The sequence below is a fragment of the Streptomyces sp. NPDC031265 genome (assembly GCF_055570295.1).
The window spans coordinates 43,647-63,682 of the sequence record NZ_JBVIHM010000023.1; the positions used below are offsets into that span (position 1 = coordinate 43,647).

Annotated in this window: 19 protein-coding genes and 1 pseudogene; 11 read left to right on the forward strand and 9 right to left on the reverse strand. The window is 71.5% G+C overall.

Going from position 1 to position 20,036, the window contains the following annotated elements; translation table 11 throughout:
• Nucleotides 1–54 precede the first annotated feature (54 nt).
• Nucleotides 55–1,452, reverse strand: coding sequence for a family 2B encapsulin nanocompartment shell protein (locus ACZ499_RS29000; RefSeq protein WP_468679237.1), 1,398 nt, complete (start codon nucleotides 1,450–1,452; stop codon nucleotides 55–57).
• A gap of 196 nt (nucleotides 1,453–1,648) precedes the next feature.
• Between ACZ499_RS29000 and ACZ499_RS29005 the strand changes: the two genes are divergently transcribed.
• The 4 genes from ACZ499_RS29005 (at nucleotide 1,649) to ACZ499_RS29020 (ending at nucleotide 5,051) form a co-directional block, all read left to right on the forward strand.
• Nucleotides 1,649–2,107 carry an RrF2 family transcriptional regulator gene (locus ACZ499_RS29005; RefSeq protein ID WP_468679238.1) on the forward strand — a complete coding sequence of 153 codons (459 nt, stop codon included), beginning with the start codon at nucleotides 1,649–1,651 and terminating at the stop codon, nucleotides 2,105–2,107.
• Nucleotides 2,108–2,185: 78 nt separating this feature from the next.
• Entirely contained in the window at nucleotides 2,186–3,385 is a 1,200-nt protein-coding gene (locus tag ACZ499_RS29010; RefSeq protein WP_468679239.1) for a globin domain-containing protein, read from the forward strand.
• A gap of 150 nt (nucleotides 3,386–3,535) precedes the next feature.
• On the forward strand, nucleotides 3,536–4,126 hold the full coding sequence (locus ACZ499_RS29015) for an N-acetylmuramoyl-L-alanine amidase (protein ID WP_468679240.1): 591 nt from the start codon (nucleotides 3,536–3,538) through the stop codon (nucleotides 4,124–4,126).
• A 22-nt stretch (nucleotides 4,127–4,148) separates the two neighbouring features.
• Nucleotides 4,149–5,051, forward strand: a complete 903-nt coding sequence (locus ACZ499_RS29020; RefSeq protein WP_468679241.1) for a 1-aminocyclopropane-1-carboxylate deaminase/D-cysteine desulfhydrase — start codon at nucleotides 4,149–4,151, stop codon at nucleotides 5,049–5,051.
• A 225-nt stretch (nucleotides 5,052–5,276) separates the two neighbouring features.
• Here ACZ499_RS29020 and ACZ499_RS29025 read toward each other — a convergent pair whose 3' ends face one another.
• Nucleotides 5,277–6,875 carry a Na+/H+ antiporter gene (locus ACZ499_RS29025; RefSeq protein WP_468679242.1) on the reverse strand — a complete coding sequence of 533 codons (1,599 nt, stop codon included), beginning with the start codon at nucleotides 6,873–6,875 and terminating at the stop codon, nucleotides 5,277–5,279.
• 40 nt (nucleotides 6,876–6,915) lie between these two features.
• On the opposite strand from ACZ499_RS29025, the gene ACZ499_RS29030 reads away from it, so the two are divergent.
• The 3 genes from ACZ499_RS29030 to ACZ499_RS29040 all read left to right on the forward strand — a co-directional run bounded on the left by ACZ499_RS29030 (nucleotide 6,916) and on the right by ACZ499_RS29040 (nucleotide 8,853).
• Complete coding sequence (locus ACZ499_RS29030; RefSeq protein WP_468679243.1) at nucleotides 6,916–7,176, forward strand: UBP-type zinc finger domain-containing protein; 261 nt, start codon at nucleotides 6,916–6,918, stop codon at nucleotides 7,174–7,176.
• 304 nt (nucleotides 7,177–7,480) lie between these two features.
• A complete protein-coding gene (locus tag ACZ499_RS29035; RefSeq protein ID WP_003966375.1) occupies nucleotides 7,481–7,894 on the forward strand; it encodes an ATP-binding protein in 414 nt (137 codons plus the stop codon).
• Between the two features lie 53 nt (nucleotides 7,895–7,947).
• Nucleotides 7,948–8,853 carry an RNA polymerase sigma factor SigF gene (locus ACZ499_RS29040; protein WP_385534255.1) on the forward strand — a complete coding sequence of 302 codons (906 nt, stop codon included), beginning with the start codon at nucleotides 7,948–7,950 and terminating at the stop codon, nucleotides 8,851–8,853.
• A 68-nt stretch (nucleotides 8,854–8,921) separates the two neighbouring features.
• Here the strand turns inward: ACZ499_RS29040 and ACZ499_RS29045 are convergent, their stop codons facing one another.
• Entirely contained in the window at nucleotides 8,922–9,377 is a 456-nt protein-coding gene (locus ACZ499_RS29045; protein WP_385534131.1) for a hypothetical protein, read from the reverse strand.
• A 93-nt stretch (nucleotides 9,378–9,470) separates the two neighbouring features.
• Between ACZ499_RS29045 and ACZ499_RS29050 the strand changes: the two genes are divergently transcribed.
• Both ACZ499_RS29050 and ACZ499_RS29055 read left to right on the forward strand, forming a co-directional pair.
• A complete protein-coding gene (locus tag ACZ499_RS29050; protein WP_468679244.1) occupies nucleotides 9,471–10,439 on the forward strand; it encodes a diacylglycerol/lipid kinase family protein in 969 nt (322 codons plus the stop codon).
• Nucleotides 10,440–10,754: 315 nt separating this feature from the next.
• On the forward strand, nucleotides 10,755–11,012 hold the full coding sequence (locus ACZ499_RS29055) for a WhiB family transcriptional regulator (RefSeq protein ID WP_004937597.1): 258 nt from the start codon (nucleotides 10,755–10,757) through the stop codon (nucleotides 11,010–11,012).
• A 157-nt stretch (nucleotides 11,013–11,169) separates the two neighbouring features.
• Here ACZ499_RS29055 and ACZ499_RS29060 read toward each other — a convergent pair whose 3' ends face one another.
• Nucleotides 11,170–12,636, reverse strand: coding sequence for a sensor histidine kinase (locus ACZ499_RS29060; protein ID WP_468679294.1), 1,467 nt, complete (start codon nucleotides 12,634–12,636; stop codon nucleotides 11,170–11,172).
• Between the two features lie 295 nt (nucleotides 12,637–12,931).
• Entirely contained in the window at nucleotides 12,932–13,534 is a 603-nt protein-coding gene (locus tag ACZ499_RS29065; RefSeq protein ID WP_468679245.1) for a TetR/AcrR family transcriptional regulator, read from the reverse strand.
• Nucleotides 13,535–13,626: 92 nt separating this feature from the next.
• Between ACZ499_RS29065 and ACZ499_RS29070 the strand changes: the two genes are divergently transcribed.
• Nucleotides 13,627–14,379, forward strand: coding sequence for an SDR family oxidoreductase (locus ACZ499_RS29070; protein ID WP_468679246.1), 753 nt, complete (start codon nucleotides 13,627–13,629; stop codon nucleotides 14,377–14,379).
• Between the two features lie 105 nt (nucleotides 14,380–14,484).
• Here the strand turns inward: ACZ499_RS29070 and ACZ499_RS29075 are convergent.
• Nucleotides 14,485–14,649, reverse strand: a pseudogene (locus tag ACZ499_RS29075) (SIS domain-containing protein); the annotation flags it as partial.
• 239 nt (nucleotides 14,650–14,888) lie between these two features.
• Between ACZ499_RS29075 and nagB the strand changes: the two are divergent.
• Nucleotides 14,889–15,674 (forward strand): glucosamine-6-phosphate deaminase, encoded by a 786-nt coding sequence (gene nagB / locus ACZ499_RS29080; protein WP_468679247.1) that lies wholly within the window; start codon nucleotides 14,889–14,891, stop codon nucleotides 15,672–15,674.
• Between the two features lie 840 nt (nucleotides 15,675–16,514).
• Here the strand turns inward: nagB and ACZ499_RS29085 are convergent.
• The 3 genes from ACZ499_RS29085 to ACZ499_RS29095 are packed head-to-tail and all read right to left on the reverse strand — an operon-like array spanning nucleotide 16,515 to nucleotide 19,920.
• Entirely contained in the window at nucleotides 16,515–18,029 is a 1,515-nt protein-coding gene (locus ACZ499_RS29085) for a glycoside hydrolase family 3 protein (RefSeq protein WP_468679248.1), read from the reverse strand.
• 8 nt (nucleotides 18,030–18,037) lie between these two features.
• The gene (locus tag ACZ499_RS29090; protein WP_468679249.1) at nucleotides 18,038–18,892 is read right to left on the reverse strand and encodes a carbohydrate ABC transporter permease; all 855 of its coding nucleotides are present in this window, start codon (nucleotides 18,890–18,892) and stop codon (nucleotides 18,038–18,040) included.
• 29 nt (nucleotides 18,893–18,921) lie between these two features.
• Nucleotides 18,922–19,920, reverse strand: a complete 999-nt coding sequence (locus tag ACZ499_RS29095) for a carbohydrate ABC transporter permease (protein WP_468679250.1) — start codon at nucleotides 19,918–19,920, stop codon at nucleotides 18,922–18,924.
• Between the last annotated feature and the right edge of the window lie 116 nt (nucleotides 19,921–20,036).

Below are 20,036 nucleotides of genomic sequence, written 5' to 3' on the forward strand. Positions count from 1 at the left end.
GGACGGCCGGCGGACCTCCCGTGCCGCCGACCGCCCGCGCGGGGTGCTGCGCGGTCAGCGCCAGCGGCTCACTTCCACGTTCTCCAGGATGCCGAGGGCGTCCGGCACCAGGATCGCGGCCGAGTAGTAGGCGGTGACGAGGTAGGAGATGATCGCCTGCTCGTCGATGCCCATGAACCGCACCGACAGGCTCGGCTCGATCTCGTCCGGGATGCCGCTCTGCTGGAGCCCGATGACGCCCTGCTCGGCCTCGCCGGTACGCATGCAGATGATCGAGGTCGTACGGGCGTCGGTGACCGGGATCTTGTTGCACGGGAAGATCGGCACACCGCGCCAGGTCGGGATGCGGCTGCCGCCGATCTCCACGCTCTCCGGGACCAGGCCGCGCTTGTTGCACTCGCGCCCGAAGGCGGCGATGGCGCGCGGGTGGGCGAGAAAGAGCTTGCTGCCCCGGCGCCGGGAGAGCAGTTCGTCCATGTCGTCGGGGGTGGGCGCCCCGTCGTGGGGCTGGAGGCGCTGGCCGTAGTCGCAGTTGCTGAGCAGACCGAACTCACGGTTGTTGATGAGTTCGTCCTCCTGGCGCTCGCGCAGCGCCTCCACGGTGAGCCGCAACTGCTGCTCGGTCTGGTTCATCGGCTGGTTGTAGAGGTCCGCGACCCTGCTGTGGACCTTCAGGACCGTCTGCGCGACGGACAGTTCGTACTCGCGGGGCACGCCCTCGTAGTCCACGTACGTGTGCGGGATGACCGGCTCGCCGACGTGGCCGGACGCCAGGTCGATCGCCGCCTCGCCGTATTTGTTGGTGCGCTGGCTGGGCGCGAGCGCGAGCGCCGCGAGGTGCTCGCCGAGCGAGGTCGCCCGCTCCGCGAGGTTGAGTACGTCCGACCGGGACAGAACCAGGACCGTACAGGCCGTGGCGGCGCGGGCCGTGGCGTCCCAGACGGCCTCTCCGGAGATCAGCGCCTGCTCGCCCAGGTGCGCCCCGTCCGCCAGGACCCCGAGCACCGCCTCGTCCCCGTACGGCCCCGTGCCGATCTGCTCCACGCGGCCGTGGGCCAGCAGGTAGACGGTGTCCACCGGGTCGCCCTCGGCGGCCAGGACCTCCCCGGCGGCGAAGTCGCGCTGCACGCACCGGTTCGCCAGCTCGGTCAGCACGGACTCGTCCTCGAACCCGCGCAGCGCGGGCAGCTCCCCCAGCTCGGCCGGGATGACGGCCACCCGCTCGCCGGTCTGCATGAAGGTGATCTTCCCGTCACCCATCGAGTAGCTCAGTCGCCGGTTGACCCGGTACGTACCACCCTGCACCTGGACCCATGGCAGCATCCGCAGCAGCCACCGGGAGGTGATCTCCTGCATCTGCGGGGCGGACTTGGTGGTGGTCGCCAGATTCCGCGCGGCTGCGGTACCAAGACTCTGCTGCGCGCGGTTCTCGGGCCCTGCCTCGACCGACATGTGTGTCCCCCTCGATCTTCCGATCATGAGCTGACCTGCACGAGAAGCCTTCCAGCACGGACCGTGCGCGCGCCATTACACAAATGAGTGGGACTAGAACGGAGTTCGGCGGGGCAGGTTGCGCTCTCCCGCCCGCGGCACCCGCGGTTCCGGCCACAAATTTGCACACCATATGCAAGTTATCTAGGCTGCCGCCATGCGGCTGACGAGATTCACGGACCTGGCGCTTCGCGTACTGATGCGCCTGGCCGTCGCCGACGAGGGCGAGCGGGAAGCCCCGCCCACCACCCGCGAGGTGGCCGAGACCATGCGGGTGCCCTATACGCACACCGCGAAGGTGGTCGCCAGGCTCCAGCACCTCGGCCTGGTCGAGGCGCGGCGCGGTCGCGGCGGCGGGCTCGCGCTCACTCCGGCGGGCCGCCGGGCGTCGGTCGGCGGCCTGGTCCGCGAGCTGGAGGGGCCCGGGGACGTGGTCGAGTGCGAGGGGGCCGTCCCGTGCCCGCTGAACTCGGCGTGCCGGCTGCGCGGGGCACTGCGCCGCGCCCAGGAGGCGTTCTACGCCTCCCTGGATCCCATCACCGTCGCCGACCTCGTCACCTCGCCCACGGGCCCGCTGCTCATCGGCCTCACGGGCGGGCGCCGGACGGACGGCTGAGACACCGCCGCCCCGCCCATGGGTCCCGCTTCACAGCCAAAAATACGAGTATTAGATTCCAATTAAAGAGGAGTCCCCTTGCTGTCCGAGAAGTCGGCCGCGGCCGTACGCGCCACCCTTCCCGCCGTCGGCGCGGCCCTGCCCGCCATCACCGAGCGGTTCTACGCACGGCTGTTCGCGGCCCACCCCGGGCTGCTGCGCGACCTGTTCAACCGGGGCAACCAGGCCGCCGGAGTCCAGCGGCAGGCGCTCGCCGGGTCCATCGCGGCCTTCGCGGTCCACCTCCTGGACCACCCGGACGAGCGCCCCGACGTGATGCTGGGCCGCATCGCCCACAAGCACGCCTCGCTGGGCATCACGGCCGAGCAGTACGACCTGGTCCACGAGCACCTCTTCGCCGCCATCGTCGAGGTGCTCGGCGAGGCCGTCACGCCCGAGGTCGCCGCCGCCTGGGACGAGGTGTACTGGCTGATGGCGAACGCCCTGATCGCCATCGAGGCCCGGCTCTACGCCGAGCGGGGCGTCGCCGCCGGGGATGTGTGGCGCGAGTGGGCCGTCGAGGGCCGCGTCGAGGAGACGGCGGATGTCGCCACGTTCCTGCTGCGGCCCGCCGACGGCGCTCCGGCACCCGGCTTCCGCCCCGGACAGTACGTCTCCGTCCAGGTCGAACTCCCCGACGGCGCCCGTCAGATACGCCAGTACAGCCTCAGCTCCGCCCCCGGCTCCGCCACCCGCTCGATCACGGTCAAGCGGGTCCGGGGCGAGGGCCGGAGCCTCGACGGAGAGGTCTCCCTCCACCTGCACGCGCGCGTGCACGAGGGCGACCGGCTGCGCGTCTCGGCCCCGTACGGCGATCTCGTCCTCGACGACAGCGGGGCGCCGCTGCTGCTCGCCTCGGCGGGGATCGGCTGCACCCCGATGCTGTCGATGCTGGAGCACCTGGCCGACGCCGGTCACCGCGCCCCGGTGACCGTGGTGCACGGCGACCGCTCCCCGGCCGACCACGCCCTGCGCGAGGACCACGCGGCGCTGACGGCCAAACTCCCGGACTCCGCGGCGCACTTCTGGTACGAGCGGCCCGGATCCGGCCATCCCGTCGGCCGGACGGGTCTGGTGGACCTCTCCTCGGTCGCGGTGCCGTCGGGTACGCGCGCGTACCTGTGCGGTCCGCTGCCCTTCATGCGGGCGGTGCGCACCCAGCTCCTCGACAAGGGGGTCGCGGCCGCCGACATCCACTACGAGGTGTTCGGCCCCGACCTCTGGCTCGCACACAACTGACCGTAATCGGGCGATCTGTCCGGATCGGCTCGCACGCCGCCCGAACAGATCGCCCCGGTACGGAAGTTCCGGTACAAGCGGTAGGGGATATTCCGCACGAACCGAACCAGGTACCGCAATCCGGGGTACCGCTCGTCGAAGGAGTCCGCCATGGCCTCACCCATGTCGGCTGACCAGTTCCTCTCCGCCCTGCGCGCCGAAGGCCTCCGGGTCGTCGAGGTCGACGACTGGCGCACCCACAACCGGGCCGGGCACGGCGCCTGGGGCCCGCTCAACGGCGTGATGATCCATCACACCGCCACCCGGGGATCCGACGCCACCGTTCGCATCTGCTACGACGGCTACGACAGCCTGCCCGGCCCGCTCTGCGACGGCGTGATCACCAAGGACGGCACGGTCCACCTGGTCGGCAACGGCCGCGCCAACCACGCCGGCGCGGGCGACGGCGACGTACTGCGCGCGGTGATCGCCGAGAAACGCCTGCCGGCCTGCGACGAGGCCGACACCGACGGCAACGCGCGCTTCTACGGATTCGAGTGCGAGAACCTGGGCGACGGCGAAGACCCCTGGCCGGAGGCCCAGCTCCTGGCGATCGAGAAGGCCGCGGCGGCCGTCTGCCGCCACTACGGCTGGACCGAGCGGTCGGTGATCGGCCACAAGGAGTGGCAGCCCGGCAAGGTCGACCCGCGGGGCTTCGGCATGGACCGGATGCGGGAGCGGATCCGGGAACGCCTGAAGTGAGGGCGCCGGTCACAATGGACGGATGACCGAAGAAGCGCTCGACCTCACCGCCGTCTTGCAGCCGCGCATTCCTTCGCCTCTGCAACCGGTCGAGGACGAGCGCTTCACCCGCCACGGCGTCCGCCTGCTGCTCAAGCGCGACGACCTCATCCACCCGGCCCTGCCGGGCAACAAATGGCGCAAGCTCGCGCTGAACCTGCGCGAGGCGGCCGGGCGGCCGGTGCTGACCTTCGGCGGCGCCTACTCCAACCATCTGCGCGCCACCGCCGCCGCGGGCCGTCTCCTCGGCTTCCCCACCGTCGGCGTGGTCCGCGGCGACGAGCTCGCCCACCGGCCCCTCAACCCGTCGCTCGCCCGGTGCGCGGCGGACGGCATGCGGCTGCACTTCGTGGACCGCGCGACCTATCGGCGCAAGGCCGAGCCGGAGGTGCTGGCCGCGCTGCGCGAGCGCTTCGGCGGCGCCGCGTACGTCGTCCCGGAGGGCGGCAGCAACTCCCACGCCGTGCGCGGGTGCACGGACCTCGGGCGCGAACTGCACGGCCTCGCCGACGTGGTGGCGGTGGCCTGCGGCACCGGCGGCACCCTCGCCGGCCTCGCCGCCGGGCTCGCCCCGGGACAGCGGGCCCTCGGGTTCCCGGTGCTACGGGGCGGGTTCCTCGCGCGCGAGATACGCGAGTTGCAGCGCGAGACCTTCGGGGCGGCCGGGGACAACTGGTCCCTGGACGAGCGCTTCCACTGCGGCGGGTACGCCCGTACCACCCCCGGACTCGACGCCTTCGCGGACGGCTTCGAGGCCCTCCACCAGCTGCCCGTGGAACGTCTCTATGTCGCCAAAATGCTGTACGGGCTGCTGACCCTCGCCGAGGAGGGCGCGTTCCCCGAGGGGACGGCGGTCGCGGCCGTCGTCACCGGGCAGCCGCTCTAGGGCCTGTCCGGCGGATCTTGTCTGGGACGCGGGGTCCTGGCACGCCCTCCCCCAAGGCCTCAGGGGACCCCCATCGCGTCGACGCCCTCCTCCGCCTTGCAGCATTGGGGTCTCCCCTGCTCGAACGAAGTCGAGAGCTTGGGGAAGCACCAGGACCCCGCTCACCAGGACCGAAAGGCGCAGGCACCTCGCGGACGACCAGATCCGCCGGACAGGCCCCAGTCGTCACGACTCGCTCTCCCGGTACGCCGCCGCCTCCTCCAGATCGAGTCTGCGCAGCAGCGTCCGCAGCATCTCGTCGTCGATCCGGCGCGCGTCCCGCAGCTGGACGAACACCTCGCGCTCGGCGCCGATCATCTCCCGCGACAGCCTGCGGTAAGTGGTGTCGGCCGACTCGCCGGTCACCGCGTTCACCCCGCCGAGCCGCTCCCACACGGAGTTGCGGCGCCGCTCCAGGACCGTGCGCAGCCGGTCGGCCAGCGGCGGCGGCAGCGCGTTGGCCTCGTCGGCCAGGAGCTCGTCCAGACGGCGCTCGGCGGCCAGCGAGGCCTCGTTCTGGGCCTGCGCCTCGGCCAGCGTCTCGGCCCGCGCGTCCCGGCCCGGCAGCTTGAGCGCCCGGATCAGCGGCGGCAGCGTCAGCCCCTGCACCACCAGGGTGGCGATGACCGTGGTGAACGTCAGGAAGAGCACCAGGTTGCGGGCCGGGAAGGGGCTGCCGTCGTGCATGGTCAGCGGGATCGAGAAGGCGATGGCGAGCGAGACCACCCCGCGCATCCCCGCCCACCCCACGATCACCGGCGCCTTCCAGTCGGTGTCGGGCTCGCGCGTGCGGATCCGCTCCGAGAGCGCCCTCGGCAGATAGGTCGCGGGGAAGACCCAGACGAACCGCATCGCGACGACCGCGGCGAAGACCCCGGTCGCGTACAGCACCGCCTCCGCCACCCGGTACTCGCCGAGCCCCTTGAGGACCACCGGCAGCTGGAGCCCGATCAGCGCGAACACCGACGACTCCAGGACGAAGGCGACCATCTTCCAGACCGCCGCCTCCTGGAGCCGGGTCGCGAAGTCCACCTGCCACGAGCGGTGGCCCAGATGCAGCGCGACGACCACCACCGCGAGCACCCCGGACGCCCCGACCTGCTCGGCCGCCGCGTACGCCACGAACGGGATGAGCAGCGAGAGCGTGTTCTGGAGCAGCGCCTCCGTCAGATGCGTGCGCAGCCACTGGATCGGCACCATCAGGACGAGCCCGATCCCGATCCCGCCGAGGGAGGCGAGGGCGAACTCCCCTGCCCCGCCCGCCCAGGTCGCCCCCTCCCCGACGGCGGCCGCGAGCGCCACCTTGTACGCGGTGATCGCGGTCGCGTCGTTCACCAGCGACTCGCCCTGCAGGATCGTGGTGATCCGGCTCGGCAGCCCGAGGCGGCGGGCGATGGCGGTGGCCGCGACCGCGTCCGGCGGCGCGACCACCGCGCCGAGCACCAGCGCGGCGGTGAGCGGCAGATCGGGCACCACGAGATAGGCGAGCCAGCCCACGGCCACGGTCGCGAACAGAACGTAGCCGACCGAGAGCAGCGCGACGGGCCGCAGATTGGCCCGCAGATCGAGGTACGAGCTGTCGACCGCGGCCGTGTAGAGCAGGGGCGGCAGCAGCAGGGGCAGCACGATGTGCGGGTCGAGCGTGTAGTCCGGGACGCCCGGCACATAGGCGGCGGCAAGGCCCGCAGCCACCAGGAGCAGCGGGGCCGGGAGCGGGGTGCGGCGGGCGACCCCGGCCACCACCGCGCTCCCCGCGACCAGTGCCACCAGCGGCAACGCGTCCATCCCAGCCACCTCACACCCGGACCGTCGTAACCTGGCAATCATGAGCGAGTGCCCGCACGTTGCCGAACTGCCGCGCCCCGAGCCCGCGCCGCTGACGGAGACCTGCCCGCAGTGCCTGGACGCCGGGACCCACTACGTACAGCTGCGGCAGTGTCTCGTCTGCGGCTATGTGGGCTGCTGCGACTCCTCGCCGATGCGGCACGCGACCGCCCACCACCAGGAGACCGGGCACCCGGTGATGCGCACCCAGGAGGCGGGCGAGGACTGGCGCTGGTGCTTTGTGGACAACGTACTGGTGTGACGCGGGAGGCCGGGGGGATCCGGACGGTTCGACGGTCTCCGGCCTGGGTACGTCAACCCGGCGTCGGTTCACAGCAATTGGGCACCGCACACCTCTAGCCACTGTCCGTGCTCATATGCTTACCATGAGTGACACCTGCCGGGAGGGGTCCCGGCGACACGGCACCATGGATCGCGATAGCGTCGCCCTTCCGAGCACCACGATCGCGTGGACGACGGACGATCACCGCATTACGTACCGCATGGCCCCGGAGGCGTCCCCTCCGCCGGGGCCCGAGAGAGCTTGTGCCACCTTGGAGGTGAGGGTGTCCCAGATCGCAGGCGAGCCCGGGAATCAGGACTTCGTGGAAGTCCGGCTGCCGGCCGCGGGTGCCTACCTGTCAGTGCTGCGTACGGCCACGGCCGGCCTCGCGGCACGTTTGGACTTCACTCTCGACGAGATCGAGGATCTGCGCATCGCGGTCGACGAGGCCTGCGCGATCCTGCTTCAGCAGGCCGTTCCCGGCTCCGTACTGAGCTGCGTCTTCCGTCTCGTCGACGACTCACTGGAGGTCACGGTCTCGGCCCCGACCACGGACGGCCGGGCGCCCGAGCGCGACACCTTCGCCTGGACGGTGCTCTCCGCGCTCGCCGGCAAGGTCGACTCCACGGTCGCCGACGACCGTACGGTCTCCATCAGCCTGTACAAACAGCGCGGCGCGGGACCCGGACCGGCGTGAGCGGGGACGGTCCGGTGCGGGACGACAGGCGCATCCCCGAGACGCACCCGGAGATGCCGCGCTCCGTCGGTATTCCGGAGCAGCAGGCGCGGCCGCACCCGGTGGACGGACTTGACGGCCCAGAGGCCGTGGCGGAGCAGACGCGGCAGGCAGAGCGGGCGGCCCACATGAGCGAGCACATCGAGCACACGCAGCAGCACCATCCGCAGGACCGCAGCGGGGCGCGGGCGATGTTCATCGAGCTGCGCAAACTTCCGGACGGCTCGCCGGAGAAGGCCGAGCTGCGCAACAAGCTGGTCCGGATGCACCTGCCGCTGGTCGAGCACCTGGCCCGGCGGTTCCGCAACCGCGGCGAGCCGCTGGACGACCTGACCCAGGTCGCCACCATCGGCCTGATCAAGTCGGTGGACCGGTTCGACCCGGAGCGCGGCGTCGAGTTCTCGACGTACGCGACCCCGACGGTCGTCGGCGAGATCAAGCGGCACTTCCGCGACAAGGGCTGGGCGGTCCGGGTGCCGCGCCGCCTCCAGGAGCTGCGCCTGGCCCTCACCACGGCCACGGCGGAGCTCTCCCAGCAGCACGGCCGCTCGCCGACGGTGCACGAACTGGCGGAGCGCCTGGGCATCTCCGAGGAGGAGGTCCTGGAGGGCCTGGAGTCCGCGAACGCGTACTCCACGCTGTCGCTGGACGTCCCGGACACCGACGACGAGTCCCCGGCGGTCGCCGACACCCTCGGCGCGGAGGACGAGGCGCTGGAGGGCGTCGAGTACCGGGAGTCGCTCAAGCCGCTCCTGGAGGACCTGCCGCCGCGCGAGAAGCGGATCCTGCTGCTGCGCTTCTTCGGGAACATGACCCAGTCGCAGATCGCGCAGGAGGTCGGCATCTCCCAGATGCACGTCTCCCGTCTGCTGGCCAGGACCCTGGCCCAGCTGCGGGAGAAGCTGCTGGTGGAGGAGTAGGACGCGTCACACGCCGGAGGGCCGGGCGCTCCGGGCCACAAGCCCATGGCGCCGGGTGCCCCGCCGGACTACGGCGTACGCGTCCCGCCCGCCCCGCGCACGTCGAGCGCCTCCGCGGTGGCCGGGTTGACCAGCAGGACCAGGCCGGTCACCGCGAGCACGGCCATGGCGATGCCCACCGGGATCGCCGGCCCGTCCGCGTGCAGGAACATCCAGGCGACCGGCAGCGCCAGGATCTGGGTGATCAGCGCGGGCCCCCGGCTCCAGCGGCGCCGCAGCAGCAGCCCGCGCGCCGCGACCAGCGGGATGATCCCGAGGACGATCAGCGTCACGCCGCCCGTCTCGGCCTGCCGCGGCTGGTCGGGCTTGCCCATCAGGCCCATCACGAGCATGAAGAGGCCGCCGCCGACCAGGGCGAGGCCCTCGATCGCGGCGATCGCTGCGGCCTGGGTCAGCCGGACGGGGCGCGGCCCCTCGGGGGTGCCGGCGCCGCTCTCGCTGTCAGGGTGCTGCTCAGTACTCACCCCAGCAGGGTAGCCCTCGGCAGGATCCCGTCCCGGGCCGGGGAGAGGGGGCTGGACTGTGCCCGGTACCGCCCGGTAGGTACTCTGGCGCCCATGCGTGCACTTCTCGTGGTCAACCCGGCGGCTACCACCACCAGTGCCCGCACCCGTGATGTCCTCATCCACGCGCTGGCCAGCGAGATGAAGCTGGAGGCCGTGACCACGGAGTACCGGGGGCACGCCCGCGACCTCGGGCGGCGGGCGGCGGAGAGCAGCGACATCGACCTGGTCGTGGCGCTCGGCGGCGACGGCACGGTCAACGAGGTCGTCAACGGTCTGCTGCACAACGGCCCCGACCCGGAGAACCTGCCGAGCTTCGCGGTGGTCCCCGGCGGCTCCACCAATGTCTTCGCACGTGCGGTCGGACTGCCCAACGAACCCGTCGAGGCGACCGGCATACTGCTCGACGCGCTGCGCGAGGGACGTGGCCGCACGGTGAGTCTCGGTCTGGCGGCCGGCACCCCGGGCAGTGAGGACGAGGGCGTCCCGGACCGCTGGTTCACGTTCTGCGCCGGACTGGGGTTCGACGCCGGGGTCGTCGGCCGGGTCGAACAGCAGCGGGAACGCGGCAGACGCTCCACACACAGCCTCTACATCCGCCAGGTGGCCCGCCAGTTCTTCGCCGAGCAGCACCGCCGGCACGGCACGATCACCCTGGAGCGCCCCGGCCACGACCCGGTCGAGGAGCTGGTGATGTCGATAGTCTGCAACACCTCTCCCTGGACCTACCTGGGCAATCGCCCGGTGTACGCGGCCCCGGAGGCATCCTTCGAGACGGCCCTGGACGTGCTCTCCCTCTCCAGGCTCTCGACCACGGCGGCGGCCCGTTATGCCACCCAGCTGCTGACCTCGACCCCCGAGAAGGGTCCACACGGCAAGCACGCGGTTTCACTGCATGACCTCACGGACTTCACCTTGCATTCCAAGGCCCCGCTGCCCTTCCAGATGGACGGCGACCACCTGGGTCTGCGTACCAGCGTGACGTTCACAGGCGTACGCCGTGCACTGCGTGTGATTGTGTGAGTGGAAGGGCCGAAAGTCCTTTAACTCGAACGTTTGGGCCAGGCCCCACCCCATAGAAGTACGACTGTGACCCAGTCGACACCGAGGAATCAAAAAAAACTTTCCTGAAGGGGTTGTATCCGCAGCCGAGGTTTGCGAATCTCTACATGGCGATCGGGACGGCCCGCAACACCGGCCTCCGTGAGAGCCAGAACCCCTCCTCAACTCAGGACCACAACCAGTCCAACTGGAAGTCGGCCCTTCCCTTGCGGGGGGATTCGTGAAAGCGTTCACATTCACAAGCACCCATACGCATCACCAAGAGAGGTAGCAGCCATGGACTGGCGTCACAACGCCGTTTGTCGTGAGGAAGACCCCGAGCTGTTCTTCCCCATCGGCAACACCGGTCCTGCGCTGCTGCAGATCGAGGAAGCCAAGGCCGTCTGCCGCCGCTGCCCCGTCATGGAGCAGTGCCTGCAGTGGGCGCTTGAGTCCGGCCAGGACTCCGGCGTCTGGGGTGGCCTCAGCGAGGACGAGCGCCGCGCGATGAAGCGCCGTGCCGCTCGCAACCGGGCGCGCAACGCGACCGCCTGATCCCCCCTCCTGCCTAGGCCCGCGCGGCGCGTACAGCGAGTACGCACTCACCGCCCCCCGAGCCGCAGCGCGCAGAAGTAACCCACAGCATTCGAGCCCCGGACCGTTCGCGGTCCGGGGCTCGCTGCTGTTTGTGCCTGTTCTGTAGACGTACGGGTTACTTGTCCGCCCGCACCGGTACGTCGAGCACCACCCGGGTACCCCGCTCCGGCGCCGCCACCATGTCGAAGGCGCCGCCCAGCTCGCCCTCGACCAGGGTGCGGACGATCTGGAGGCCGAGGTTCCCGGCCTTCTGCGGGTCGAACCCCTCGGGCAGCCCCCGGCCGTCGTCGCGCACGGTGATCAGCAGCCGGGCGTCGTCGCGAGTGCCGCCGCGTACCGCCGAGACCTCCACCGTGCCCTGCTCCCCCTGGGCGAAGGCGTGTTCGAGGGCGTTCTGCAGCACCTCGGTCAGCACCATCGCCAGCGGGGTGGCGACCTCGGCGTCCAGGATGCCGAACCGGCCCGTACGGCGGCAGCTGACCTTGCCCGGGGAGATCTCCGCCACCATCGCGAGCACCCGGTCCGCGATCTCGTCGAACTCGACGCGCTCGTCCAGGTTCTGCGAGAGCGTCTCGTGCACGATCGCGATCGAGCCGACCCGCCGCACCGCCTCGTTCAGCGCCTCGCGCCCCTCCTCGGAGTCGATCCGCCGGGCCTGCAGGCGCAGCAGGGCCGCGACCGTCTGGAGGTTGTTCTTCACCCGGTGGTGGATCTCCCGGATGGTGGCGTCCTTGGTGATCAACTCGCGTTCGCGGCGGCGCAGTTCGGTGACGTCCCGCAGCAGGACGAGCGAACCGATGCGGGTGCCCTTGGGCTTGAGCGGGATCGCCCGCAGTTGGATCACCCCGCCGCTGCCCTCGACCTCGGTCTCGCGCGGGGCGTAGCCGCTGGCCAGCTTGGCGATGGCCTCGTCCACCGGGCCGCGCGAGGGCGCGAGTTGGGCGGTGAGCTCACCGAGGTGCTGGCCGACCAGGTCGGAGGCGAGCCCGAGGTGGTGGTACGCGGAGAGGGCGTTGGGCGAGGCGTACTGGACGATGCCGTCCGCGTCCAGCCTGATCAGCCCGTCGCCGGCGCGCGGCGAGGCGTCCATGTCGACCTGCTGCCCCGGGAAGGGGAAGGACCCGGCGGCGATCATCTGCGCCAGGTCGGAGGCGGACTGGAGATAGGTGAGCTCCAGGCGGGAGGGTGTACGCACAGTGAGCAGATTGGTGTTGCGCGCGATCACGCCGAGGACGCGGCCCTCCCTGCGCACGGGGATGGACTCGACCCGCACCGGCACCTCCTCGCGCCACTCCGGGTCGCCCTCGCGCACGATGCGGCCCTCGTCGAGCGCGGCGTCGAGCAGCGGGCGGCGGCCGCGCGGGACGAGGTGGCCGACCATGTCGTCCTGGTAGGAGGTGGGGCCGGTGTTGGGCCGCATCTGCGCTACGGAGACGTACCGGCTGCCGTCCAGGGTGGGCACCCACAGCACGAGGTCGGCGAAGGAGAGGTCGGAGAGCAGCTGCCACTCCGAGACCAGCAGATGGAGCCACTCCAGGTCGGATTCACTGAGAGCGGTGTGCTGACGTACGAGATCGTTCATGGAGGGCACGTCAGCGAGGGTACCCGCGCGGGCTACGGCGCCGGGTCGGGACCCTCGGCCCGTCCGGCACCGCAGCCCGGAACTGCCGGCCGACGGGTGTGCGGTGCCCCTCGGCCTTACGGGAGGTCCCCGGCGCTGTCAGGGCAGAGAGCGCCGCGTACCTCTGTCCGACCTCCTGTGCGGGGAGGCCGGAGGCCTGCTTCGGGCCATTGTGGACTAGACCATTCCTCATGTCCATCCGTTTACGGGCCCGGCTCCAGGCAGTGCCGAGCCTGCCACGAGCGGGGCCGCGGGGCTAGGGCTGTCCGTCCGGCCAGCCGCGCATGGCGCACTCGGCGACCGCCCTCAGGTCCGCCTCGCTCACCCCGTCCCTGGCCTGCGCGGACATGCCCTGGAACACGGCGGCGGTGTACCGGGCGAGCGCGCGGGCATCCGTCCCCGCGGGCAGCTGCCCGGCCGCGACGTCGGCGGCGATCCGCCGCTCGAACTCCGCGATGTTGGCTTCGCGCTGCTCGCGCAGGCCCTCCTCGACCTCGCGGGTGGTGCAGTTGACGGCGGCACTGATGACCAGGCACCCGTGCGGGCGGTCGGGGCGGGTGAACTCGGCCGCCGCCTCGCGCAGGATCCGCCCGATCGCCCCGCGCGCGGTCGGCTCCTCGGCGAGCGCGCGGACCATATAGGCCCCGTGCGTCTGCCCGTAGCCCCGCACAACCTCGTCGAAGAGGGCCTTCTTGTCGCCGAAGGCCGCGTACAGGCTGGGCGCCCCGATCCCCATGGCCCGGGTCAGATCGGCGACGGACGTCGCCTCGTAGCCGTGCTCCCAGAAGGCGAGGGTGGCCTGTTCGAGCGCCCGGGTCCGGTCGAAGGACCGGGGGCGGCCGCGCTGTCCGGTGGTCATGGACGAATTCTATAGCGACCGCTAAACAATGTGCTACGTTCCCTTTCTATAGCGACCGCTACAGAAATACATCCACGGGGAGGACATACGCCATGGGCACACTCACGGGCAGGACGGCGCTGGTCACGGGGGGCAGCCGGGGCATCGGCCGGGGCATCGCGGAGCGGCTGGGCCGGGACGGGGCGCGGGTCGCCGTCCACTACGGCAGCAACGAGGCGGCCGCCGATGAGACGGTCGCCGCGATCGAGGCGGCCGGCGGCTCGGCCTTCGCCCTCGGCCAGGAACTCGGCGTCCCCGGCGACGCCGAGGCGCTGTGGGCGGCCTTCGACCGGCACGCCGACGGGGTGGACATCCTGGTCAACAACGCGGGCATCGGCACGGCCCGCGCGTTCGGGGAGATCGAGGAGGCGGAGTACGAGCGGCTGTTCGCGGTGAACACCAAGGCCCCGTTCTTCCTGGCCCGGCTCGGTCTGGAGCGGATGCGGGACGGCGGCCGGATCGTCAGCATCTCCTCCGGCGTCTCTCGGTCCGCGCTGCTGCCGGACCTGATGGCGTACGCGATGACCAAGGCCGCGCTCGACGTCTTCACCCGCGATCTGGCCAGGGTCGTGGGCAGCCGGGGCATCACGGTGAACTCGGTGGCCCCGGGCATCGTCGACACCGATGTCAACGCGGAGTGGCTGCGCGCGAGCGACGAGGCGTGGGCGGGCGCCGCTGCGATGTCGGCACTGGGGCGCGTCGGCACCCCCGCCGACATCGCGGATGTGGTGGCGTTCCTGGCCTCCGAGAACGGGCGCTGGGTGACGGGGCAGTGGGTGGACGCTACGGGCGGGTCGCTGCCGTAGGCGCGATGCGGGGCGGACGTGCACGCACGGCCGGTGGCGCGGGCGGGCGGGCTGCGGCGCGGGTGCGGGTGCGGGCGTACGGCCGGTCGCGGCCCGGGCCCGGAATCAGTGCGTCTCGGTCACCTTCGCCAGGGCACGGGGCGCGTCGGGGTCCTGGCCGCGCGCGATCGTCACCTCGTACGCGAGGAGCTGGAGCGGGAGGATCTCCAGGATCGGCTGGAGCTCCTCGGGGACGCCCTCGACCGGCAGGACGAATCCCGTACGGCGGGCTGCTCCGCCATCTCGCCGCGCATGATCCGGCCGGGCTGCTCGCTGTGCGTCGTGCTCTGCGTCGACGACGTCGGGGACGACATGCGCAATGCCTCCAAATGGCGGTCTCCGTACGCGTTGCCGAAACCCCTCCAGTCGACCATGGGAGAAGGTGCGACCGCCAGCGGGAGGGCCGCCCGCTCTGCTAGATTGGTCTATACCACTCTGATCAGTCTACGTCTCCAGATCGGCAGGCCCACGTGGAAGTTGTCATCGTCCCGGACGCCAAGGCAGGCGGCGAGCTCATCGCGGAGTCCATCGCGGCACTGTGGCGCCGCAAGCCCGACGCCCTTCTCGGCGTGGCCACCGGCTCGACCCCGCTGCCCATCTACGACGCGCTGACGGCCAAGGTCGCGGCGGGTGCGGTGGACGTGTCGCGGGCCCGGGTCTGCCAGCTCGACGAATACGTCGGGCTGCCGGTGGGGCACCCCGAGTCCTACCGCGCGACGGTGATCCGCCAGGTCGTCGAGCCGCTCGGGCTCGGCGCGGACTCGTTCATCGGGCCGGACGGGTCGGCGGCGGACGTCCAGGCAGCGTGCGAGGCGTACGACCTGGCGCTGGCCTCGGCCGGAGGCGTGGACCTCCAGATCCTCGGGATCGGCACCGACGGGCACATCGGCTTCAACGAGCCGTGCTCGTCGCTCGCGTCCCGTACCCGGATCAAGACGCTGACGAAGCAGACGCGGGTCGACAACGCGCGCTTCTTCGACGACGACATCGAGCAGGTGCCGCACCACGTGATCACGCAGGGCATCGGCACGATCCTGGAAGCGCGGCATCTGGTGCTGCTCGCGACGGGTGAGGGCAAGGCGGAGGCGGTCGCCCAGACCGTGGAGGGGCCGGTGGCGTCCGTCGTCCCCGCGTCTGCGCTGCAGTTGCATGCGCATGCGACGGTGGTGGTGGATGAGGCGGCTGCGTCGAAGCTGAAGCTTGCGCACTATTTCCGCCACACGTACGCGAACAAGCCGACGTGGCAGGGCCTGTAGGAATTCCCCACCCCGCCCCTTCCCGCTGAGACATTTGCGGCTCCGCCGCGTGGCCTCCGGGGGTGGGTGGGTGGTTGAGGTGGTCTCCCGGGGGCTACGCCCCCGGACCCCGTCGCGGGGCCTGCGGCCCCTGCACCCCGCTCACGGGGGCTGCGCCCCCAGATCCCGGGCGGCGGCCCGTGGGCCGTGCACCGCGCTTGCGGGGGCTGCGCCCCGGTACCGCCGCGCTGGGGCCTGTGGCCCGTGCACCCTGTTTACGGGGGTTGCGGCCCCGGTACCCCCTGCTGGGGCTGCGCCCCGCCCCCGCCTTCGGGGCTGCGCCCCGGACCCCGGCACGGGGTGGGTGGGTTACCTGGGCTCCGCCCCCGGACCCCGTTCGTCTGCGGGCCGTCTGTGGCTGGTCGCGCAGTTCCCCGCGCCCCTTGAGGGCGGGGCCTGCGGCCCCTGCCCCGCTCCTCGAAGGCCGGAGGGCCTGGATGTGCGGGACCCGTTCCTCGCACGCCGGAGAGGCTGAGTTTGGGCCGGGCCCCGTTGCACGTCCGAGAGGCTGGAGCTGCCGAGCCCCCATCTGCCCCCAGGGGCGCGGGGAACTGCGCGAGCAACCACAGCCCACCCGCAGACGAACCCCGGGCCCAAAAGGGGCGCGGGGAACTGCGCGAGCAACCACAGCCCACCCGCAGACGAACCCCGGGCCCAAAAGGGGCGCGGGGAACTGCGCCACCAGCCCCCACCGGCCCGCAGACAGACAGGGGGCCGGGGCGCAGCCCCTCAACGGGGTCTGGGGTGTAGCCCCCCAGCAGGACCGCCCCGGCCCACCACCCGGCCGCCCGCCGGAGGGCTTCAGGTGACGGGCGGGGTGGGGGACAGAACCTCCGCTGCCGCCCGGCCGCACACCCTCGCCGCCCCATGCGTAGCAACATGCACCGCACCCCGCGCCACAGCCTGCGGCACCCCCATCTCGATCACCGCGGTGTCGGGGCGCGCCGCCAGCAGCGCGTCCAGGGCCGAGGACATCCACGGGTGGCGGTGCTCGTCGCGGACCACCGCCACGATCCGGCGCCCCCCGGCCGCGGCCAGCACCGACGCCGGGTCCGCGGACGGCCCGTACGTTCCCGTCGTCGTCCCGGGCAGCAGCGCCGCCAGTTCCGCCGCCACCCCCCACGGCGTCTCGTCCCCGACCGCGATGTTCGCGACGGGGGTGAAGGCCGCCACGTAGGGGGGTGAGGACAAGGGGACCACCGCCCCCGTCACCCGCAGGGCGCGTCGCGCCGCCACCAGGCCGATGTCGGTGCCGGGCGCGGTCCCCTCCTGCTCCGCGCCCGGCACCGCCACGTTCCCCCTGGCCTGCCGCGTCCAGGACGCGAGGGCGCGCACCCGGGCCGCCGCGTCGGCGAGCCGCGACTCGGGCAGTTCGCCCGCCCGTACCGCCGCGACCAGCGCGTCCCGCAGCCGCAGCACGGTGTCCTCGTCCGCCAGGCCGCCGCCGACGCACAGCGCGTCGGCCCCGGCCGCGATCGCGAGGACCGAGCCGCGCTCGATCCCGTACGTCGAGGCGATGGCCTGCATCTCCACGGCGTCGGTGACGATCAGCCCGTCGTAGCCGAGTTCCTCGCGGAGCAGTCCGGTCAGGACACGCGGGCTCAGCGTCGCCGGGCGGGCCGGGTCGAGCGCGGGGAGAAGAATGTGCGCGCTCATGACCGACTTGGAGCCCACGGCGATCGCGGCGCGGAAGGGCACCAGTTCACGGGCGTGGAGCGTGTCGAGGTCCACGTCGATGCGCGGGAGCGCGTGGTGCGAGTCGACCGCCGTGTCGCCGTGGCCCGGGAAGTGCTTGGTGCAGGCGGCGACTCCGGCGGACTGCAGCCCCTCGATGTACGCGGCGGTGTGCCGCGCCACGAGGTACGGGTCGGCGCCGAAGGACCGTACTCCGATGACCGGGTTGTCCGGGTTCGAGTTGACGTCGGCGGAAGGGGCCCAGTTCAGGTCCACTCCGCAGGCCGCCAGTCTGCGGCCCAGCTCGTGGGCCACCGCGCGGGTCAGGTCCGTGTCGTCCACCGAACCCAGCGCCAGGTTGCCGGGGAACGACGAGCCCGTACGGACCTCCAGGCGGGTGACGTCCCCGCCCTCCTCGTCGATGGCCACCAGGACGTCGTCCCGCTCGGACCGCAACTGGCGTGTCAGGGCGGCCAGTTGGGCGGCCGTGGCGATGTTGCGGCCGAACAGGCCCACCGAGGTGAGGCCTTCGCCGATCCGGCGCAGCAGCCAGTCGGGGGCGGTGGTGCCGACGAAACCGGGCTGCAGAACGGTCAGGGCGTCGCGCGTGAGTGTGTCTGTGCTGCGTGCGATCGTCGTCATGGGCGGCGTTATCCCTTCACTGCGCCGGCCGTCAGACCCGCGGCCATCTTGCGCTGGACGAGGAGGAACAGAGCCACGATGGGGACGGCCATCATGGTGGAGCCGGCCATCATGGGGGCGAACTCGGTGCCGTGCTGGGTGGTGAAGTTGGACAGCCAGACGGTGGCCGTCTGGTGGTTCTGGCTCATCAGCATGAGGGCGTAGAGGTATTCGTTCCACGCCTGGATGAAGCCGTAAACCGAGGTGGCCACCATGCCCGGGGCCAGCAGCGGGAAGACCACGCGGATGAACGCGCCGGTGCGGCTGCACCCGTCGACCATCGCCGCCTCCTCCAGCTCCTTGGGGACGTTGACGATGAAGCCGCGCAGCGTCCAGACCGTGAAAGGGAGGATGAAGGTGAGGTAGGTGAGGACCAGGCCGGACAGCTTGTCGTACTGGCCGAGGTCGTTGAGGAGCAGGAAGACCGGGATGATCATCGCGACCAGCGGGACCATCTGGACCGCCAGGATGCCGACGATCACGATCTTGCGGCCGCGGAAGGCGAACCGCGAGATGGCGAGCGCCGCGAGCAGGCCGACCGCGATGCCGATCACCACGACGACGACGGAGACGATCAGCGAGCGGCCGATCGCGCCCCAGAAGTCACCGATGTCCAGCGCCCGGCGGAAGTTCTCCAGGGTGAGGGACCGGGGGAAGAAGTGCGGGCTCGGGTCGATCGCGTCCTTGGCGGGCTTGAGCGCCGTGTTGAGCATCCAGTAGACCGGGAAGCCCGCGGTGGCGAAGACCAGCAGGCCGAGGAGGTTCCAGCCGAGCTTGGACTTCTTGCGGCGGGGGCGCGCGAGCGCCGGGGTCGAGGTAGCCATGTCCACGCCCTCTTTTCCGTTCGCCACGCTCACTCGACGTCCCCGATCTTCAGCATCTGGCGCATGTACACGGCGATCACACCGAGCAGCAGGAGCACGGTGAGCAGCGCGATCGCGGAGCCCTGCGAGTAGTCGTTGACCACGAACGCCTTGTCGTACGAGTACGTGGTGAGGAGCTGGAACTCGGGCTCGGGGTGGTTGCCGCGCATCACGAAGACCTGCGGGAAGACGCCCATGTCCCAGATGACCGAGAGGGTCGCCAGCATCACGACGATGGGCTTGAGGATCGGCATGGTGACGTGGCGGAAGACGCCCCAGGAGCCGGCTCCGTCGAGCCGGGCGGCCTCTTCGAGCTCCTTGGGGACCTGGGTGAGGCCCGCGCTCAGCGTGATGACGACGAACGGCACCGCGCCCCAGACCACGAGCAGCATGATGACGGCGAGGCCCTGGGTGCCGCTGGCGAACCAGTTGTGGCCGATCATGTCGACCCCCGGCAACTGGCTGAGCAGCCAGTTCAGTACGCCGAAGTCACTGTCGAACATCCACTTGAAGATGGTGATGGCGACGACGATCGGCATGCCCCAGCTCGCCACCAGGGCGATGTTGACCAGGGTCTTCACCCAGCCGGAGACCCGCTGGAGCAGCAGGGCGATCAGCATGCCGAGCACCATGGTCAGCACGACCGCGGTGAAGGCGAACAGGACCGTACGGACGACGACGGTCCAGAACTCGCTGTCGCTCAGGACGTTGGTGAAGTTGTCGAAGCCGACCGACTCGGGGTCCTTGAAACCCCACAACTCCGGCTGGCCGAACTTCTGGAAGGACAGGGTGACCAGGCGCACCAGCGGATAGCCCAGTACGAAGGCGAGCGCCAGCAGGCAGGGAGCGAGCAGCGCCCAGGGCACCGCCGCCTGTCCCGCACTGCGCTTTCTGCCCGGCCCCTTCGGGGGCTTCCCGGATCCCCCGCCCGGTAGTGGGTCGCGCCGCGCCGGCGGCACCTTGGCGGTGGTTGTCTCTGCGGCACTCATCGCGCGCTCCTAGCGGTCCCTCTCCGGTACTGGCCGGGGGGGGGGGGGGGGGGGGGGGGGGGGGGGGGGGGGTGGGGGGGGGGGGGGTGGGGGGGGGGTGGTTGGGGTGGTGGGTT

What these genes read in the sequence shown, in the direction of transcription:
- ACZ499_RS29070 (WP_468679246.1), top strand. Translation starts at nt 13,627, where the DNA reads ATGGGCACACTCACGGGCAGGACGGCGCTGGTCACGGGGGGCAGCCGG.
- ACZ499_RS29025 (WP_468679242.1), bottom strand. Translation starts at nt 6,875, where the DNA reads ATGGACGCGTTGCCGCTGGTGGCACTGGTCGCGGGGAGCGCGGTGGTG.
- ACZ499_RS29050 (WP_468679244.1), top strand. Translation starts at nt 9,471, where the DNA reads ATGCGTGCACTTCTCGTGGTCAACCCGGCGGCTACCACCACCAGTGCC.
- ACZ499_RS29055 (WP_004937597.1), top strand. Translation starts at nt 10,755, where the DNA reads ATGGACTGGCGTCACAACGCCGTTTGTCGTGAGGAAGACCCCGAGCTG.
- ACZ499_RS29060 (WP_468679294.1), bottom strand. Translation starts at nt 12,636, where the DNA reads ATGAACGATCTCGTACGTCAGCACACCGCTCTCAGTGAATCCGACCTG.
- ACZ499_RS29020 (WP_468679241.1), top strand. Translation starts at nt 4,149, where the DNA reads ATGACCGAAGAAGCGCTCGACCTCACCGCCGTCTTGCAGCCGCGCATT.
- ACZ499_RS29030 (WP_468679243.1), top strand. Translation starts at nt 6,916, where the DNA reads ATGAGCGAGTGCCCGCACGTTGCCGAACTGCCGCGCCCCGAGCCCGCG.
- ACZ499_RS29040 (WP_385534255.1), top strand. Translation starts at nt 7,948, where the DNA reads ATGCCGCGCTCCGTCGGTATTCCGGAGCAGCAGGCGCGGCCGCACCCG.
- ACZ499_RS29015 (WP_468679240.1), top strand. Translation starts at nt 3,536, where the DNA reads ATGGCCTCACCCATGTCGGCTGACCAGTTCCTCTCCGCCCTGCGCGCC.
- ACZ499_RS29095 (WP_468679250.1), bottom strand. Translation starts at nt 19,920, where the DNA reads ATGAGTGCCGCAGAGACAACCACCGCCAAGGTGCCGCCGGCGCGGCGC.
- ACZ499_RS29065 (WP_468679245.1), bottom strand. Translation starts at nt 13,534, where the DNA reads ATGACCACCGGACAGCGCGGCCGCCCCCGGTCCTTCGACCGGACCCGG.
- ACZ499_RS29000 (WP_468679237.1), bottom strand. Translation starts at nt 1,452, where the DNA reads ATGTCGGTCGAGGCAGGGCCCGAGAACCGCGCGCAGCAGAGTCTTGGT.
- ACZ499_RS29085 (WP_468679248.1), bottom strand. Translation starts at nt 18,029, where the DNA reads ATGACGACGATCGCACGCAGCACAGACACACTCACGCGCGACGCCCTG.
- ACZ499_RS29005 (WP_468679238.1), top strand. Translation starts at nt 1,649, where the DNA reads ATGCGGCTGACGAGATTCACGGACCTGGCGCTTCGCGTACTGATGCGC.
- ACZ499_RS29090 (WP_468679249.1), bottom strand. Translation starts at nt 18,892, where the DNA reads ATGGCTACCTCGACCCCGGCGCTCGCGCGCCCCCGCCGCAAGAAGTCC.